The sequence below is a fragment of the Marinomonas spartinae genome (assembly GCF_900089775.1).
Classification (GTDB): Bacteria; Pseudomonadota; Gammaproteobacteria; order Pseudomonadales; family Marinomonadaceae; genus Marinomonas; species Marinomonas spartinae.
In genome coordinates this window covers 98,527-115,559 of the sequence record NZ_FLOB01000003.1, presented here as the reverse complement: position 1 = coordinate 115,559, position 17,033 = coordinate 98,527, and the positions used below count along the sequence as shown (strand labels likewise).

Here is a 17,033-nt window from a genome sequence, read left to right as displayed (position 1 = left end):
TATGATGAGGTTTATTTTAGCCTTTTAGCATCTTGGCCAGAATTGGGTTAACAATTCCTGGGTTGGCCTTGCCTTGAGAGGCTTTCATGACTTGCCCAACAAAAAAACCAATCATTTTTTTCTGTTTGTCTGGATCGGCGGAACGGTACTGCTCAACTTGAGTGGCATTAGCGTCCAGAATTTCCTGAATCATGGCTTCAATGGCGCCGGTATCTGTGACTTGTTTCAGGCCTTTGGCCTCAATGATCTCATCCGCAGAGCCTTCATCATTCCACATGGCTTGCAAAACGTCTTTGGCGGTTTTGCCATTGATAGTGTTGTCTTGTACCCGGCTGAGTAGCTCACCAAATGCTTTGGCATTAACTGGAGATTGTGTTATTTCAAGTTGCTCTTGGTTAAGTAGCTTGCTTAGTTCACCCATTACCCAGTTGGCAGTCAGTTTAGCATCCTTTACTGACTCATTGGCTTGCTCAAAGTAATCTGCCATCGCGCGTGAAGCGGATAAGACGCCAGCATCGTATTCGCTCAGTTTGTATTCTTCCTGAAAGCGAGCTGCTTTTTGATTCGGTAGCTCTGGAAGATTGGCTTTGATTTGATCCACGTATTCCTGAGTCAGTTCAATTGGTAGAAGGTCTGGGCAGGGGAAATAGCGGTAATCATTTGCGTCTTCTTTGGAGCGCATGCTGCGTGTTTCGTTTTTATCTGGATCATACAGGCGCGTTTCTTGAATGATTCGGCCGCCGTCTTCAAGAATGTCGGCTTGACGCTCAATCTCTGTATAGATAGCTTTTTCGATAAAGCGGAACGAGTTGACGTTTTTGATTTCAGTTCGGGTGCCGTACTCTTCTTGGCCTTTTGGTCGTAATGACAAGTTGATGTCACAACGCATGGAGCCTTCTGCCATGTTACCGTCACAAATGCCTAAGTAGGTCACGATAGAGTGAATCATTTTAACATAGGCAACGGCTTCTTTGGCAGAGCGAATGTCGGGTTCTGAGACGATTTCTAGTAGAGGGGTGCTGGAGCGGTTTAGGTCGATACCAGTCATGCCTTGGAAGTCTTCGTGCAGTGATTTGCCCGCATCTTCTTCAAGGTGCGCTCGGGTGATGCCAATGCGTGACGTAGAGCCATCATCAAGCATTACATCAAGATAACCTTTTCCTACGATAGGGTGGTCCATCTGGCTGGTTTGGTAGCCTTTTGGTAGGTCAGGATAGAAATAGTTTTTACGGGCAAAAACTGAGTGCATGCCAATTTCTGCATTAATGGCGTGACCAAACATAACCGCCATGCGTAGCGCTTCTTTGTTTAGCACGGGTAATGCGCCGGGCATGCCTAAATCTACTAATGTAGTTTGCGTGTTTGGCTCTGCGCCAAAACCAACGGCGGCACCAGAAAATAATTTTGATTTGGTAGAGAGCTGGGTATGAATCTCTAGGCCGATAACAACTTCCCAATTCATGCTTATGCTCCTTTTGCCATTGTTGGAGTTTGTAGGTGCCAATCTGTGTGTTGCTGGAATTGATGGGCAACATTTAATAGTTTGGCTTCGGCAAAGTAGTTGCCCATGATTTGCAGGCCAACAGGCATGTCGCCGACAAAGCCTGCTGGAATAGACATTGCTGGAATGCCAGCAAGGTTAACCGATAAGGTGTAGATGTCTTCTAGGTACATGGCCACAGGATCATCTGTTTTGCTGCCAATGGCAAAGGCAGTGGTTGGTGCAACTGGTCCCATAATAACGTCGACTTCAGACAGGGCAGCAACAAAGTCGTTTTTGATAAGGCGGCGAATTTTTTGTGCTTTCAAGTAGTAGGCGTCGTAGTAGCCTTCTGATAGGGCATAAGTGCCTACCATAATACGTTTTTGGACTTCGCCTCCAAACCCTTCTGCGCGAGTGCGCATATACATATCAAGCAAGTCTTTTGGGTCTTCGCAGCGATGCCCAAAGCGTACGCCGTCAAAACGCGACAAATTAGAAGAGGCCTCAGATGGTGCAATGACGTAGTAAGATGGAATGCTTAGTTGCAGGTTTGGAAGTGAGATCTCTTTCACTGTTGCGCCCAGCTTTTCGAATTCCTTTACTGCCGTCATGATGGTCTCAGCCACTTGCGAGTCCAAGCCATCTCCAAAGTATTCTTTTGGAAGGCCTATTTTTAAGCCCGTTAATGGTGTGTTTAGGTTGGTTAAGTAATCTTCCGTCTCTGTTTCCGAGGAGGTAGAATCCTTTTCATCGAAGCCAGCCATGGTTTGTAGTAAATGGGCACAATCTTCGGCGCTTTTTGCCATTGGGCCGCCTTGGTCTAGGCTGGAGGCGAAAGCAATCATGCCAAAGCGAGAAACACGGCCATAAGTTGGCTTAAGGCCTGTAATACCACAAAAAGAAGCGGGTTGGCGGATAGAGCCGCCTGTGTCTGTACCTGTGGCTGCAACAGCAAGGCCAGCGGCAACAACGGCAGCAGAGCCGCCAGATGAACCACCTGGAACCGTGTCTAGATTCCAAGGATTTTTAACGGCTCCGTAAAAGCTGTTTTCGTTAGAAGAGCCCATGGCGAATTCGTCCATGTTTGTCTTGCCTAACATGACGGCACCCGCTTCTTTGATGCGTTGCGTCACGGTGGACTCATAGGGTGGAACGAAGTTGTGGAGCATTTTTGAACCGCAAGTCGTTAGTGTGCCTTGGGTACAAAATAAGTCTTTATGAGCCACTGGGATGCCAGTTAGGCTAGAACCTTGACCGTTTGCAAGTAGCTCATCGGCGGCTTTTGCTTGTTTTAATGCAAGGTCTTCGCTGATGCTAATATAACTATTAAGTTGTGGGTCAAGCTTTGCAATACGATCTAAAAATGTGCGTGTTAACTCAACGCTGGAAAAATCTTTATTGCGCAGTTTTTGCGCTAAAATGGAAATGCTTTGTTCGAACATGGTTTGCTCTCGTTAGTCGATCACTTTCGGTACAAGGAAAAGACCCGCTTCGGTTTGCGGCGCGTTGGCAAGAAACTCTTCTCTGCGGTTGCTTTCTGTCACCACGTCTTCTCTTAATCGTTGTGTCATTTCAAGCGGATTGGAAAGCGGTTCTACACCATCGGTATTAACCGATTGCATTTGTTCTACAAGCGATAAAACACTGGACAATGAATGTTGGTACTGGACGGCATCTTCCTCATTGAGGGCGAGGCGAGCCAAGTGTGCAATTTTTAGCACGTCTTGTTTGTCTATGGACATGTTCCACCTGATATTTAATTGTCGAAAATAGTTACCATTGTATCGCTTAGAGCCTACGCTAGAAAGTAACTGGAGTGAAAAAGCGGATTCTTTTCGTCGAAATCAAAATTTTTTGTACAAACAATGAAATACCTAAAGACTTTTTACTATTTTGCGCTGAATCGGCTTGCCCAATTTGCAAGCGATTGTTACATTTTGACGTTATTCGTATCGTATTCATCAGGGTGTGGAAATTCATGTTTAAAAAAATTAGGGGAATGTTCTCAAGCGACTTGTCAATTGACTTAGGAACAGCTAATACCCTTATCTATGTACGCGAGCAGGGGATCGTTCTTGATGAGCCATCTGTTGTTGCCATTCGTCACAATGGAAATCAAAAAACAGTAGCGTCAGTGGGTACCGATGCCAAGCGAATGTTAGGTCGTACGCCTGGTAATATTACGGCAATTCGACCAATGAAAGATGGTGTGATTGCCGACTTTCATGTCACCGAAAAAATGCTTCAATATTTTATCTCTAAAGTCCATGAAAATAGCTTTCTAAAACCAAGTCCACGAGTGTTGGTCTGTGTACCGTGTAAATCCACACAAGTTGAGCGTCGTGCGATTAAAGAATCCGCCTTGGGGGCAGGGGCCCGTGAGGTTTATATCATTGAGGAACCTATGGCAGCGGCAATTGGGGCGGGCTTGCCTGTTGCAGAAGCCTCTGGCTCTATGGTGATTGATATCGGTGGCGGTACGACTGAAATTGCCATTATCTCATTGAATGGTATTGTAACATCAGAGTCCATTCGGGTGGGCGGTGACCGCTTTGATGAAGCGATTACGACTTATGTTCGTCGTCAATATGGTAGCTTGATTGGTGATGCCACTGCTGAGCGCATCAAAACAGAAATCGGTATGGCTTACCACACTGGCGAAGAGTTGCAGATAGATGTACGTGGCCGTAACTTGGCAGAAGGTATTCCCCGCTCATTTACATTGAGCAGTACAGAAATTCTTGATGCGCTTCAAGAACCCCTCGCGCAAATCGTGCAAGCGATCAAAGGTGTTCTTGAGCAATCCCCTCCAGAATTGGCGGCGGATATTGGTGAAACGGGTCTTGTATTGACTGGTGGTGGAGCGTTGTTGCGTGAAATTGACCGCTTAATCAGTGAAGAAACAGGCCTTCCAGTTATCATCGCTGACGACCCTCTAACCTGCGTTGCCAGAGGCGGTGGTATGGCTCTGGAAATGATGGATAAGCACGCTGCCGAGCTTTTTACTGCTGAAAACGAGTAAAAGGTAGGAGCTCACCATTAATAATTCGATTTATTTTAATGGCAAGATATCCAGCGCACGTTTTATTGTGCTGGTTATCTTATCTGTTGCTATGATAGTGGGCGATGTCCGCTATTCTATTTTTGCCCCCATTCGACCCTACCTTACTTGGCTTGTTGCCCCTATTCAAGTTGTGGTAAATACACCTCAGCAAATACTCTTTTGGGCTAATGATCACTTGCAAAGTCGTGAAGATTTAGTGAAAGAGAATCAAAAGCTTAACCAAGAATTGTTATTGTTGCGTAGTCGTTTACAGCAGTTTGCCTCCTTACAGGCAGAAAATGTGAGGTTGCGCGAGTTGCTGGATGCTTCCCAACGGGTAGATGAAAAAGTTGTCTTGGCTGAAGTGATTGGATTTGATCAAAATGCATATAGTCAAAAAGTTTTGATTAACAAGGGGTTTTCGTCCGGTGCTTATGTAGGTGAGCCTGTTTTGGACGCAACTGGAGTCTTCGGCCAAATCGTCGAAACCTCTGCTTACACCAGTCGTGTCTTGTTGATTGCTGATGCGAGTCACTTTTTACCGGTGCAGCTTGCTCGAACTGGGTTCAGAGGGGTGTTGCGAGGTATTGGGGATTTGAAGCATATGAAATTGATGAGTGTGCCGCAGTCTGCTGATATTAGAAAAGGTGATATATTGACGACATCGGGTTTAGGCAAACGCTTTCCAGCAGGATACCCTGTCGGTGTTGTGCGTGAGGTTAAGCATATTCCAGGGCAGCCTTATGCTGATGTGGATGTGGTGCCATTGGCCCAGCTTGGGCGTAGTCGCCATGTCATGTTAATTGATAGACCCAAATCGGAGCGTGATAAATGAGAGCTTTCTTTGTTTTCATGGTGACGTTAATTGCGGCCTTAATGTTGGAGGCTATGCCTCTGCCTGAGTCTTTGATTTGGTATCGACCTGAATGGGTTTTGTTGGTGATCTTATATTGGGTAATAGCTTTGCCATTTCGTGTTGGTGTGGGACTGGCTTGGTTTTTAGGTTTATTGGTCGACTTGCTTCAGGGCGGCATTATTGGTCAGCACTCGTTAACCTATGTCATCATCGCCTATACTTGTGGAGTGTTTTATAAGCGTCTACGGATGTATCACCGTTGGCAGCAAGGTTTGTTTGTGTGCTTGCTGGTGAGTGTGAATCAGCTGGTTGATTTTTGGATTGATCATTATTTTGGCGACGCTAAACCGACATTGATGATCTTCATGCCTGCTATTGTGACAGGACTGCTGTGGCCTTGGTCATTTATAGTTTTGCGCAGCATACGTCGTATTTACGCAATTCGTTAGATCAATAACATAAGGTGTTGTTGGGCAATTTTTGATTGGGAAAGGTTTATGCTTGTTTTGGCCTCTGCATCGCCAAGAAGGAAAGAACTATTAGGGACATTGGTGAAGGAGTTTGCTGTTTGTCCTGCAGACATTGATGAAACCCCTCATGAGGCGGAAGCTGCCCATGATTATGTGACTCGAATGGCGCTCGAAAAAGCGCAAGCAGTTGCTGAACAGTATCGTCAGAAAACTGGTGCTCACTCTGATCAAAATCTCACTTTTAAACGTGAGCGCTGTGTTATTTTGGCGTCTGATACAAGTGTGGTTGTTGATGAAGAGGTGTTAGGTAAGCCAGTCTCTTTTGATGACGCTAAACGTATGCTCAGGCTATTATCTGGCCGATCTCATCAGGTGATGACGTCTTTGTGTTTATGCGATGTGGACGGTGAGCATGTGCAGCTAACGAACGTGGTAACGGACGTGTCATTTAGGTCTATTTCTGATGTTGAAATTGCCCAATATTGGCGTACTGGTGAGCCCCAAGATAAGGCTGGAGCCTATGCTATTCAAGGGTTGGGTGCAGTATTTGTTTCTCATCTTTCTGGTTCCTATTCTGCAGTGGTGGGTCTGCCTCTCTACGAAACGTCGCAGCTTTTAGCATTGTATGGGATTCATTCCCTTGAGGAGATATCTCATGAGTGAAGATGTATTAATTAACGTCACTCCGATGGAGGTTCGAGTGGCCTTGGTGGAGAATGGCGTCCTTCAAGAAGTCTATATAGAGCGCTCTAGCCGTAAGGGAATTGTCGGCAACATATACCAAGGTAAAGTGGTTCGTGTGTTACCAGGGATGCAGGCTGCCTTCGTTGATATAGGTTTAGAGCGCGCGGCTTTTATCCATGTTTCTGAGGTGGTAGATCGAGACGCTGTTAACCCAAGTGATCAAATTGGTGATTATTTGCGTGAAGGGCAATCTCTGGTGGTTCAAGTAACCAAAGACCCTATTAGTACCAAAGGTGCTCGTTTGACCACGCATTTATCTATCCCGTCTCGCTATCTTGTTTATATGCCGGATCAGTCTCATGTAGGTGTCAGTCAACGTATTGAAGATGAAGCTGAGCGCGAGCGTCTAAAGTCTCTGGTGTCAACAGCCTTAACAGAAGCGGATGAGTCCAATGGCTATATTCTTCGCACTGCAGCCGAACGAGCAGGTGAAGAAGAAATTTTATCGGATATCAAGTTTTTAACACGCTTATGGCAATCTGTTAAAAAGCGTATCAAAAGTGCTAGATCCCCTTCTGTCATCTATGAGGATTTGCCTTTGCATTTGCGAACCATGAGAGATTTGGTGAGTTTGACGACAGAGAAAATCCGAATTGACTCACGTGAAAACTACAATAAGTTGCGCTCTTTTGCGGAAGATTTTATTCCGGAACTCAGGGATCGTATTGAGTATTATCCCGGTGAGCGTCCCATTTTTGATCTTTACAGTGTGGAAGATGAGATTCAAAAGGCACTAGATCGTAAGGTGCAATTGAAGTCTGGCGGTTACCTTTTGGTAGAGCAAACTGAATCGATGACAACCATCGATGTCAATACGGGGGCATTTGTTGGAAGTCGAAATTTAGAAGAGACGATATATAAAACCAACCTTGAAGCAGCCACAGCGATCGGTCGTCAATTGCGTCTGCGTAATCTGGGTGGCATCATCATTATTGACTTTATCGATATGGAAGATGATGAGCACAAGCGGCAAGTGCTGCGAATGCTGGATAAAACACTAGATCTTGATCACGCTAAAACCAAAATTACGGGTGTATCAGATTTGGGGTTAGTGGAAATGACACGCAAGCGCACGCGTGAAAGCCTTGGTCAAACATTATGTGAGCCATGTCGGTCTTGTCGAGGTAGTGGTTTGGTCAAAACGCCTGAAACTGTCTGTTATGAAGTGTTTAGAGAGATTTTAAGAGCCGATAGGGCATATGATTCTCAAACTTATACTGTATTGGCTGCCAGTTCTGTGGTAGATCGTTTTCTTGACGAAGAAAGTGCAGGTGTTGCGGAATTAGAGGCATTTATTGGTAAAACCATTCGTTTTCAGGTTGATCCTGTGTATACACAAGATCAGTATGATGTCGTCCTAAGATAAACGGAGAAGCATTGGATGGCTAAACCGCTGCAGCGCGCGATTAGTATTATTTGGTGGATTTTAGTCTTCATTGCTGCTTTTTTAGCGCTTGCTGTGGTTGCTGCAAAGCTGCTGTTACCGCTTTTGAATGAGTATCGTCCGCAGATAGAACGAAATTTGAGTCAAATCTCGGGCTATCATATTTCTCTGGGAAAAATAGGAGGAGGGTTAGAAGGAATTGATCCAACTATCTATGCGTCTAATGTGAATCTGGATATTGATGGTCAGTCTGCTGTTTCAGTGTCAGAAGTTCGCATACGTCTCAATACCATTAAATCTCTTTTAACTTTTAGCCCCCAATTTACTTACCTTCGATTTACCAAACCTTCTGTGGCGCTTCAAGAGCGACAAGGTAAGTGGCTGCTAAAAGGGGCCAAGGCAAGCCATGATGTTCAGAATGATGTGGGAATCGAGAGAATTCTCGGTTACTTGATGGCGCAAAAGCGTTTCTCAATGCTAGATGCCAAGATTATTCTGGATAGCGATCAATTGGGGGCTCACGAGTTATTGATTCCAAAAGCGTATGTATTTCAAAGTGACTTGAGCTCTTGGATTAAGGTAAATGCATATTTGGACGGTAAATCTGACCCATTTACTATCAATGCCAAAGTATCACAATTATTGGGGGTGATAGGCGACTATCATGTTCAAGCTAATATCAATGTGCCCAATATTAAACTGTCTTTGGCTGACAGTGCGTTTTCGTGGGCTAAACCTTTTAAAAGTGTTCAGTTTGGCGGTAAATTTTGGCTGAATTATCGAGTGGGTCATTCTATTGATTTGCAGGGGCAAAGTACCACTTTTGCTGTTGCGCTAAAGAATGGCCAAGCCTATCAAACTCATCCTAATTTCAAACTTCGTTTTAGTCAGCGTTTTCCTAGTTTATCCCTGAGTGTGAATGATCTTTCCATTGAGGATGAGACAGGTCATATTGCCGATACCACTAATTTGGTTTATGACTGGTCTGGTGCTAGTGATCGTTCTTTTGTTAAATTTGATCAGATAGATTTAGGCATAGTTAATAGGATTGCTACTAACTTTTTGCAGCCTAAATGGCATATTGCATCATTGCTGAAAGGCCTTAATCCCAAGGGAGTCGCAAGTAATGGATCGCTATTACTTGATTTGCATAGCAAGGATCCTTCTTATCATTACTTAAGTAATTTTCAGGATGCTTCCATCGACGGATTTAATGGTATTCCTAAGGCAACCCATCTAAACGGTACTTTTAACTTAACGGATGAAGGAGGGGTGGTTCAGTTTAAGGGTAAGAACGGCTACCTTGAATTTCCAACTGTTTATGACAACGGTTGGAATGTTAATCAAATGTCTGGGCAGGTGACATGGCGGGAAAACCAAGGCACTTTTATTGTGTCTGGCAAGAATTTGTATCTAGTTCGCCATAATGCTCAAGTTGTTGGTGGCTTTAGGTTGGAGTCACGTCCAAATGAGTCAGATTGGTTGTCGCTTAGCTTGGGAATTGACCATGTTCCTGTCAAAGATCGCAATGATTACATTCCTAAAGGAGTGCTAGATCCATCAACGCTAAATTGGTTGAACCAAGCCTTCAAATCAGGCAAAGGAACGATTAATAACATGAGCCTTGTTGTCCAGGCAGGACTCAGAAAAGGTGATGATGCCGATGTTCGCATGAAAATGAATGTGAAGGGGGCGGACGTTGATTTTGCTAAGGGCTGGCCGGTGGCAAAACAGGTAGATGGTGATGTTGATCTGGATAAGTCGGGTTTGCATGTAGCGGTGAAGTCTGGTTCTTTGTCGGGTCTTACTGTTAAAAATGTTTTTATTGATTTGCCAATTGAGAAAAATAAGGTTGACTGGGTAAATGTCCATGGTGCTTTAGATCAGGATTCAGCGTCTGTTTTAGCCATGCTTCGTACAACGCCATTGAAAGATTCTGTTTTGTCTGCTTTTGACCAATGGCGTATCTCAGGGCCAGTGAAAGGGGACTTTTCTGTCGATATTCCTTTAACCAACAAGAACCCTGATCCAAAAATTGGCCTTAATTTGCGGTTTCAAAATAACCCTTTGTATATTGGTGATGCTGACTTAAATACAAGGGTGAAGCAAGGTCAATTACACTTTGATTCGAGCAAAGGTTTTTACAATACTCGTTTCGATGTTCAGGCATTGTCTGGTGATACTACTATTTCCCTGTCCTCTAAGAATAAAGCCGACGGTGGTATGGTTATTCAGGCGGATATGACGGGCACGGCTCAGGTGGAGGATATTGCGAAATGGCAAAAAGCGCCGCAATTATTGCTACCTCACCTATCTGGAGAAATGACGTATTCCGCACTTCTTAGTGTCAATCAGTCTCAAGCTGGGCAGGTTGATTTAACTGTTAATAGTAATCTTTTAGGTGTACGTATTGATCTACCTAAGCCCTTCAATAAGCAAGCAAATGTATCTGAGCCGCTTTCTCTGAAGATTATGTCCCATCAACATGACCTTGTTCTTCAGGGGCAATATGGGGAAAAAATTCGTTCTAAACTATTGTTTAAGTCGGCTAAGTTTGTTGGTGGACAAGTTCTGGTAAACAGTAAAAAACCACTGGATCAGACTCTTTATAAAGGATTATCTGTTGATGGGCAGATGAAAAAAGTGGATGTGGATACGTGGAAGAAGGCACTCTTTTCTCCTGACGTTAGCTCTTTTTCTGCTAACGATAGCAAGCCGGGTGGTGGCAAGAATCTGGCGGATTTATCCACTTCTTTGGTTGTGCCTAAATGGCTTCGCCAAGTGAACTTTATTATTGATCAAGTAGTGGTTAATCCTCAGAACACCTTTCATAACATGAAAATAACTTATGGTGATGGAGATAAGGCTCTAAAGGTTGCCTCAGATGAGGTGAACTTCATGTTTGATACTTATAAGAATAAACCCAGATTGCGCATTGGTTATTTGAATTGGACAACAGCGCCCAGCGCTGCGGATAAAAAAGGTGTTGGGGATAAGAAAGACCAAGTAGTCAGTCAGAAAAGTGCGATAAGTGAACCGCCGATACATGCCAATGAGATTCCTAGTATGTATTTATCCATTAATAAGTTGTTTATTAACCAGAGGCCCTATGGGGACTGGAATCTTACAATTGAGAGTGACGGTAATGAGTTGCGAATTGATCCTTTGTCCTCTGCTTTAAAGAAAGGGAGTTTTGATGGGCGCTTGTTATGGGTTGATGATGGCTCACGTTCTAAAGTTGAATTGGCAATGGCTATTAAGGGGAAGGATTTAGCAGAATTGACCAAGAAATTCGCTAAAACTGCGTTTGTCACATCGAAAAAATACGATATTAATGTTTCGTTGGTTTGGAAGGGGAATCCGTTTGAATTTGATAGAAAGACGCTCTCTGGACGTATCTCTTTTTCCGCGTTTGATGGTAACGCATCAAAAGTCGATGATATGCCTGTTTTCCTTAAAGTCTTTGGCATATTTAATGTTGAATCATTGACACGCCGATTGTCGCTGGACTTTTCTGATCTCTTCCAGCCTGGCTTGACTTACGATAGTACTAAAGGAGATTTTGTTGTTAAGAACGGTATTATAAAAACGACAACACCCTTATCAATTATTTCTCCATCGGCGGACTTATCCATTGAGGGTAAGGCTGATATCGTAAATGAGACTTTAGATGAGGTGTTAACTGCAACTTTGCCGATTAGTGGCACATTGCCATTGGCTGGCTTGATTTGGGCAACACCTCAGATTGCTGGGTTACTATATTTAACCGATAAATTAATAGGTGATCAGATCTCCAAAGTGACCAGTGTTCAGTATAAGGTTCAGGGGTCGTTTAGTAATCCTACCCTTACACCGATTGTCCACAAACTTAAAAAAAGGTCGAATAGATGACGAACACTCTTCGTATTGCTGCGATTCAGTTGACCAGTGGCGCAAATTTTAAAGAAAATTTGCAAGAAGTAAAAACATGGGTTGCCAAAGCGGCTGCTGATGGCGCACAGGTTATCGTGCTGCCTGAGAACGTTTTTTTGTTTAATGGTAAAGGTATGCGTGCACTTGCAGAATCCGATGATCAAGGCTTGCTGTTGAGAGAGGTGGCCGATTTGGCTTGCCACTATAAGGTCTATTTAGTGGTTGGCTCTCATCCTAGTCTTGTGAATGAAGGAGGTGAGCTTGTTGCTAATCAGCGTGTACGTCAGTCTTGTATGGTCTTCGACCCCAATGGTGAATTGGTGCAGCGCTACGATAAGATTCATCTTTTTGATGTGTCTGTGGACGATAAAGCAGGGTCTTACCGTGAGTCCAATTATATTGAGCCTGGAGATTTGGAAGTCAAAATATTTGAAGTTGATGGTTTTAAAGTGGGGCTGACTATCTGTTATGACGTGCGCTTCCCTGAGCTTTTTAGACGGCTATCTAAAGAAGGGGCAGAGCTTATACTTGTTCCAGCTGCTTTTACCTATGTGACTGGTAAAGCGCATTGGAATACTTTGTTAGCGGCTAGAGCTATAGAAAATCAATGTTTCGTTATGGGTGTGAATCAATGTGGTTGGCACACGCAGACACGTCAAACCTATGGGCACAGTGTTTTATATTCTCCAAATGGGGAGATGTTGAAACAATTGCAAGAAGAGCCTGGGTATTTTGTGGGGGAGATAAGCAAAACTAGTCTACAGACGTGTCGTACTAAAATGCCCTGTTTAGAGCATCGGCGTTTTATAAACTAAGGAATGATACTTTGGTTTTGCTTGTTTGTTAATGAGAATGAGTAAAGGCTTAAGAGTTACCTCTTGAGCCTTTACTTTGTTGTGGTAAGGCTTGCTTAGAGTATGATCAGACCAATAAAGTAAGTTTAGAGGAGGTTAGTCTTTCAATCCGAGTTTCTTTTCCTCAATATCACGAATAAAGCGGAATAGTTTTTTTCGGTTGGTGGTGTTGCCACCTTCGGAAACTTCTTTTTGAGATTGGCGAATTAGTTGTCTCAGTAGTTGAATGTCTTCTAATCCTGGGTGATCTTCTAGGTATTGTGATAGCACTTCTTTGCTATTCTCACCGATCAACTCGTCACGTTTTATTTCTAGTTGGTGGAATAATTTATTATAGGCTGCTGAAGTTGTGTCAAACATGGCGACTTGTTTGGCAATTGCTTCGTGATCTTCCGTACGCATTACCTTGCCTATGTATTGTAGGTGCCTTCTCATCGCTTCGCGTTGCTTGATACGGTCGGCTTCGGCAAGGGCATCCCTGAGCGTTTCTGACATCACAACTTTTTTTTGCTGACTTTTGCTCAGTGCCAACAGCTTCTTACCGACTTCTTGCAAGGCTTCCATTTCGCGTTTGATCTGCGTTTTACTCTTAGGGATGTCGTCTTCATTAAATTGATCAAAATCAGTCATGGGAACCTATACTAAAAAAATGGTGGCGAGACCAAGGAAGGCTAAAAAGCCAACCACATCGGTCACGGTAGTCAAAATAACACTGGCCGCTAAGGCGGGATCGATACCAAGCTTTTTTAAGAAAATTGGTAAAAGAGTTCCAGTGAGCGCAGCAATCAAAAGGTTAATGATTGTCGCCCCCGCAATGATATAGGCAATCTTGATGTTGTCAAACCAAACTGCTGTCAGTATGGCAATAACAGTTGACCAAAGGAGGCCATTGAGTAAGCCGACAATCAGTTCCCTGTTTAGTAGCCAACGCATATTGGCAGATCCAATCTGATCCAAGGCAATCCCGCGTATGACCAAGGTGAGAACTTGAGAACCGGCAATGCCTCCCATACTGGCAACAATGGGCATCAAAACGGCCAGTGCAACGACTTGGTTAAGTGTGTGTTGAAAAAGGCCAATGACATAAGAGGCAATAAAGGCAGTAATTAAGTTAATGCCTAGCCAAACAGCACGACGGCGTGTGGTTTTCATGATTGGGGAGAAAGTGTCTTCGTCATCATCCAAACCGGCCATGCTGAGCATGGAGTGCTCGGCTTCATCTCGAATGACATCGACCACGTCATCAATAGTAATGCGCCCAAGTAGCTTCCCTGTACTGCGATCAATAACGGGAGCGGAGACCAAGTCCATTTTTTCAAATACTTGGGCGACTTCGCTCACGGATGTGTCCGAATGGATGGCGGTGTGGTCCGTCTCCATTATGTCTCGTACAGTTGTTTTTGTGTCACAGATGAGGAGTTTTGCTAAGGGGAGTGTTCCCAATAGGCGGTTTGAGCGGCTGACAACTAATAGGTTGTCTGTCATGTCAGGAATTTTTTTATATTGTCTAAGGTAGCGAAATACTCTGTCTAGGGTGATGTTGGGGCGAATGGTAATGGTGTCCGTGTTCATTAAGCCGCCGGCGGAGTCTTCCGAGTAGCTTAATAAGGCTTCAACTCTTAGCCTGTCCTGAGGAGGCATGGATAAGAGAACTTCGCTTACCACTTTGTCTGGCAGGTGTTGCAGTAAGTCGGCTAAATCATCGCTTTCAAAGTGTTCAGATACCGCAACCACCCGCTGGGTGCTCATATTCTCTAGAAACTGTAGGCGTATATCTTCGTTTAAGTACTGAAGAACTTCGCCTTGGTTTTTGTCTTCAATGAGTTCCCAAAGTAGCTTGCGTTCTTTTGGAGGGGAGGATTCTAAAAGGCTAGCAACATCTTGTGCGGGTAAAGCGCCATTTAATAAATAGCGCGTTTGTAATGTGGCGCCAGACTCTAAAGACTCTGTGACCGTTTGTAGGTGGGCGAGTGTATTTTTATCTGGCATTGTTGTCCTTATTCATCTTCCCCAAAGCGTTCATTGATTAATGCAATAATGGCTTTGATAGCATCTTCTTCATCCTCTCCATTGGTTTTAATGGTAATGTCTGTGCCCTTGCCAGCCGCCAGCATCATCATGGCCATAATGCTTTTACCGTCAACGTTACGCCCGTCTTTCTCGATGGTAACATCGCAAGAAAAGCGAGAAGTGGTTTCGACCAATTTTCCTGCGGCTCGAGCATGAAGGCCAAGTTTGTTAATAATGGTGACAGACTCTTCCAACATACCTTTTTCCTTAATTAAGATTAAATCTAATTTAATAGTGATTCTAACTCAGCAAGCAGGGCTTGATTGGTCTCAGCCGCTCTTAATTTGTTGAGTGTTTTGGTAGACTGCGCTAACTCAGCAATTTCAGATAAAGTTGATAAGTGGTTGTCGCACTCACTGGGCGGTACAATTAAAGCAAAAATTAAATCCACATTTTTCTTATCCACGGAATCGAAATTAATGGCGGATTGCAGAGACATCACGACTAGGGCTGTGTGGTTAGCGCTTTCCAAGCGGCAATGGGGGATGGCAATGCCATTACCAATACCTGTACTGCCAAGCTTTTCACGTCCTAGTAATGCTTCATAAACTGCTTCGTTGTCGCAATGTAACCGGTTTGACGCGACTTCTGCAATGCTTTCGAGTACACGTTTCTTGCTGATAATATCTTGTTTGGCGATAACGAGTTCAGCTTTTAATATAGATTTCAAAGGCATAAAGAAATGTATCCGTATTAGATGAGTCGTTTACGTTCATTTGAAGGCGGAATATTCATCGCCTCACGATATTTTGCTACTGTTCGTCTAGCAACCTGAATGCCTTGTTCCGCTAAAATACTGGCTAGCTTATTGTCACTAAGCGGTTTTTTGGCTGGTTCTTCGCTAACGAGCTTCTTAATCATAGCTCGAATAGCGGTTGAAGAACATTCCCCTCCGGAAGCGGTATTGACATGGCTTGAGAAAAAGTATTTCAACTCAAAAATACCTTTGGGAGTGTGCATGTATTTCTGTGTTGTCACTCGAGAAATAGTGGACTCATGCATGCCGACCTCTTCAGCAACATCATGAAGCACCATAGGTTTCATGGCTTCTTCACCGAGTTCGAAGAAATCGATCTGTCGATTTACAATACAGCTAGTGACTTTTAGCAAGGTTTCATTACGGCTTTGCAAGCTTTTCATAAACCACTTTGCTTCTTGCAATGAGTTTTTGATGTAAGTGACATCTTCGGATGTGGAAGCTGTTGATGCCATGGCTGAATAGGTTTCGTTTATCTTAACTGGCGGTAGTGCATCGTTGTTTAGTTCAACCTGCCAGACGTTATTGCGCTTTCTAACAGACACATCGGGGATGACATAATCCGTATCATCTGCGTCAATGATGGAGCCTGGACGAGGGTTAAGTTGTTGGATGAGTTCAATCACTTCTTTGAGTGATTCTTCCTTCAGTTTTGTCTTTCGACTTAATTGGCTGAAGTCACGATTACCAAGCAAAGGCAGATAATTATCTACTAAATTGTAGGTGCTTTTATATAAAGGGTGCTCCCGGAACGGTTCTAATTGAACTAATAAACAATCGCGTAGGTCAATCGAGCATACACCAACGGGATCAAAGCGCTGCAAACGGTGTTGAACTGCAATGACTTCATCAAGCTCAAGATCTTCAAGCTCTGTGGTCAATGATTCCCAAATTTCATCAGGGGAAATACTCAAGTATCCGTCGGACTGAACGCATTCAATGATGGCGTAAGCAATCTCAATATCTCGATCAGACATGTGTGTGAGATTGAGCTGCCAAATTAAATGATCTTGAATGCTTTCTTCTGGTGCGTTGCGGCTTTCAAAATCTCCATCATTTTCGTAGTTGTTGGAATGGCTGACGGACGCTGAATTTTGGTAGGTGTCGTCCCAATCACTGTCAATGGATAGCTCTTCTGGAATGCTATCCGTCCACTCTGATTCTACTTTCGCTTCTTCACTGCTATTTGACTCAACCTTTTTCTCAGCCGAGTGTGTGTCATCGCTATCGCGTTCTCGCAATGTTAATGGGGTATCACTGGAGGTGTATTCCTCATCATCAATTTCCAGTAGCGGATTAGACTCTAAAAATTCATGGATCTCCTGTTTAAGATCCAACGTTGAAAGCTGCAGTAAACGAATGGCTTGCTGCAGCTGTGGTGTCATGGTCAGTTGTTGACCGAGTTTTAATTGCAAAGACTGCTTCATAGAGCAACTCTTTTATTGTTAAGTTGAAAGTAA

The 17,033-nt window shown here is 43.9% G+C and carries 15 protein-coding genes; 7 read left to right on the top strand and 8 right to left on the bottom strand.

What is annotated here, in order from left to right; all coding sequences use genetic code 11:
• Positions 1-16: 16 nt before the first annotated feature.
• From gatB to gatC, 3 genes are read right to left on the bottom strand one after another with little or no spacing between them, the layout of a single operon-like run.
• Positions 17-1,462: an Asp-tRNA(Asn)/Glu-tRNA(Gln) amidotransferase subunit GatB gene (gene gatB, locus MSP8886_RS08295; protein ID WP_067014886.1), complete on the bottom strand. Its 1,446-nt coding sequence runs from the start codon at positions 1,460-1,462 to the stop codon at positions 17-19.
• 2 nt (positions 1,463-1,464) lie between these two features.
• Positions 1,465-2,925 (bottom strand): Asp-tRNA(Asn)/Glu-tRNA(Gln) amidotransferase subunit GatA, encoded by a 1,461-nt coding sequence (gatA, locus tag MSP8886_RS08290; protein WP_067014883.1) that lies wholly within the window; start codon positions 2,923-2,925, stop codon positions 1,465-1,467.
• Positions 2,926-2,937: 12 nt separating this feature from the next.
• Positions 2,938-3,225, bottom strand: a complete 288-nt coding sequence (gene gatC, locus MSP8886_RS08285) for an Asp-tRNA(Asn)/Glu-tRNA(Gln) amidotransferase subunit GatC (RefSeq protein ID WP_067014881.1) — start codon at positions 3,223-3,225, stop codon at positions 2,938-2,940.
• Between the two features lie 236 nt (positions 3,226-3,461).
• Here gatC and MSP8886_RS08280 point away from each other — a divergent pair, with 236 nt between their 5' ends.
• The 7 genes from MSP8886_RS08280 (at position 3,462) to MSP8886_RS08250 (ending at position 12,707) form a co-directional block, all read left to right on the top strand.
• Positions 3,462-4,505: a rod shape-determining protein gene (locus tag MSP8886_RS08280; RefSeq protein WP_067014879.1), complete on the top strand. Its 1,044-nt coding sequence runs from the start codon at positions 3,462-3,464 to the stop codon at positions 4,503-4,505.
• Positions 4,506-4,572: 67 nt separating this feature from the next.
• Entirely contained in the window at positions 4,573-5,361 is a 789-nt protein-coding gene (gene mreC, locus MSP8886_RS08275; RefSeq protein ID WP_245659064.1) for a rod shape-determining protein MreC, read from the top strand.
• Entirely contained in the window at positions 5,358-5,831 is a 474-nt protein-coding gene (mreD, locus tag MSP8886_RS08270; RefSeq protein ID WP_067014876.1) for a rod shape-determining protein MreD, read from the top strand. The genes mreC and mreD overlap by 4 nt, the downstream gene beginning before the upstream one ends.
• 48 nt (positions 5,832-5,879) lie before the next feature.
• A complete protein-coding gene (locus MSP8886_RS08265; protein ID WP_067014873.1) occupies positions 5,880-6,515 on the top strand; it encodes a Maf family protein in 636 nt (211 codons plus the stop codon).
• A complete protein-coding gene (gene rng, locus MSP8886_RS08260) occupies positions 6,508-7,962 on the top strand; it encodes a ribonuclease G (protein ID WP_067014870.1) in 1,455 nt (484 codons plus the stop codon). Before MSP8886_RS08265 ends, rng begins: the two co-directional genes overlap by 8 nt.
• Before the next feature lie 15 nt (positions 7,963-7,977).
• The gene (locus MSP8886_RS08255) at positions 7,978-11,871 is read left to right on the top strand and encodes a YhdP family protein (RefSeq protein WP_067014867.1); all 3,894 of its coding nucleotides are present in this window, start codon (positions 7,978-7,980) and stop codon (positions 11,869-11,871) included.
• Positions 11,868-12,707 (top strand): carbon-nitrogen hydrolase family protein, encoded by an 840-nt coding sequence (locus tag MSP8886_RS08250; protein WP_067014865.1) that lies wholly within the window; start codon positions 11,868-11,870, stop codon positions 12,705-12,707. Before MSP8886_RS08255 ends, MSP8886_RS08250 begins: the two co-directional genes overlap by 4 nt.
• Before the next feature lie 135 nt (positions 12,708-12,842).
• Here the strand turns inward: MSP8886_RS08250 and yjgA are convergent, their stop codons facing one another.
• The 5 genes from yjgA to MSP8886_RS08225 are packed head-to-tail and all read right to left on the bottom strand — an operon-like array spanning position 12,843 to position 17,000.
• A complete protein-coding gene (yjgA, locus tag MSP8886_RS08245) occupies positions 12,843-13,376 on the bottom strand; it encodes a ribosome biogenesis factor YjgA (protein WP_067014862.1) in 534 nt (177 codons plus the stop codon).
• A gap of 6 nt (positions 13,377-13,382) precedes the next feature.
• Positions 13,383-14,735, bottom strand: a complete 1,353-nt coding sequence (mgtE, locus tag MSP8886_RS08240) for a magnesium transporter (protein WP_067014859.1) — start codon at positions 14,733-14,735, stop codon at positions 13,383-13,385.
• Between the two features lie 8 nt (positions 14,736-14,743).
• Entirely contained in the window at positions 14,744-15,013 is a 270-nt protein-coding gene (locus MSP8886_RS08235) for an HPr family phosphocarrier protein (protein ID WP_067014856.1), read from the bottom strand.
• Between the two features lie 26 nt (positions 15,014-15,039).
• Complete coding sequence (locus MSP8886_RS08230) at positions 15,040-15,492, bottom strand: PTS sugar transporter subunit IIA (RefSeq protein ID WP_067014853.1); 453 nt, start codon at positions 15,490-15,492, stop codon at positions 15,040-15,042.
• A gap of 17 nt (positions 15,493-15,509) precedes the next feature.
• Complete coding sequence (locus MSP8886_RS08225) at positions 15,510-17,000, bottom strand: RNA polymerase factor sigma-54 (protein ID WP_067014849.1); 1,491 nt, start codon at positions 16,998-17,000, stop codon at positions 15,510-15,512.
• Positions 17,001-17,033: the final 33 nt, after the last annotated feature.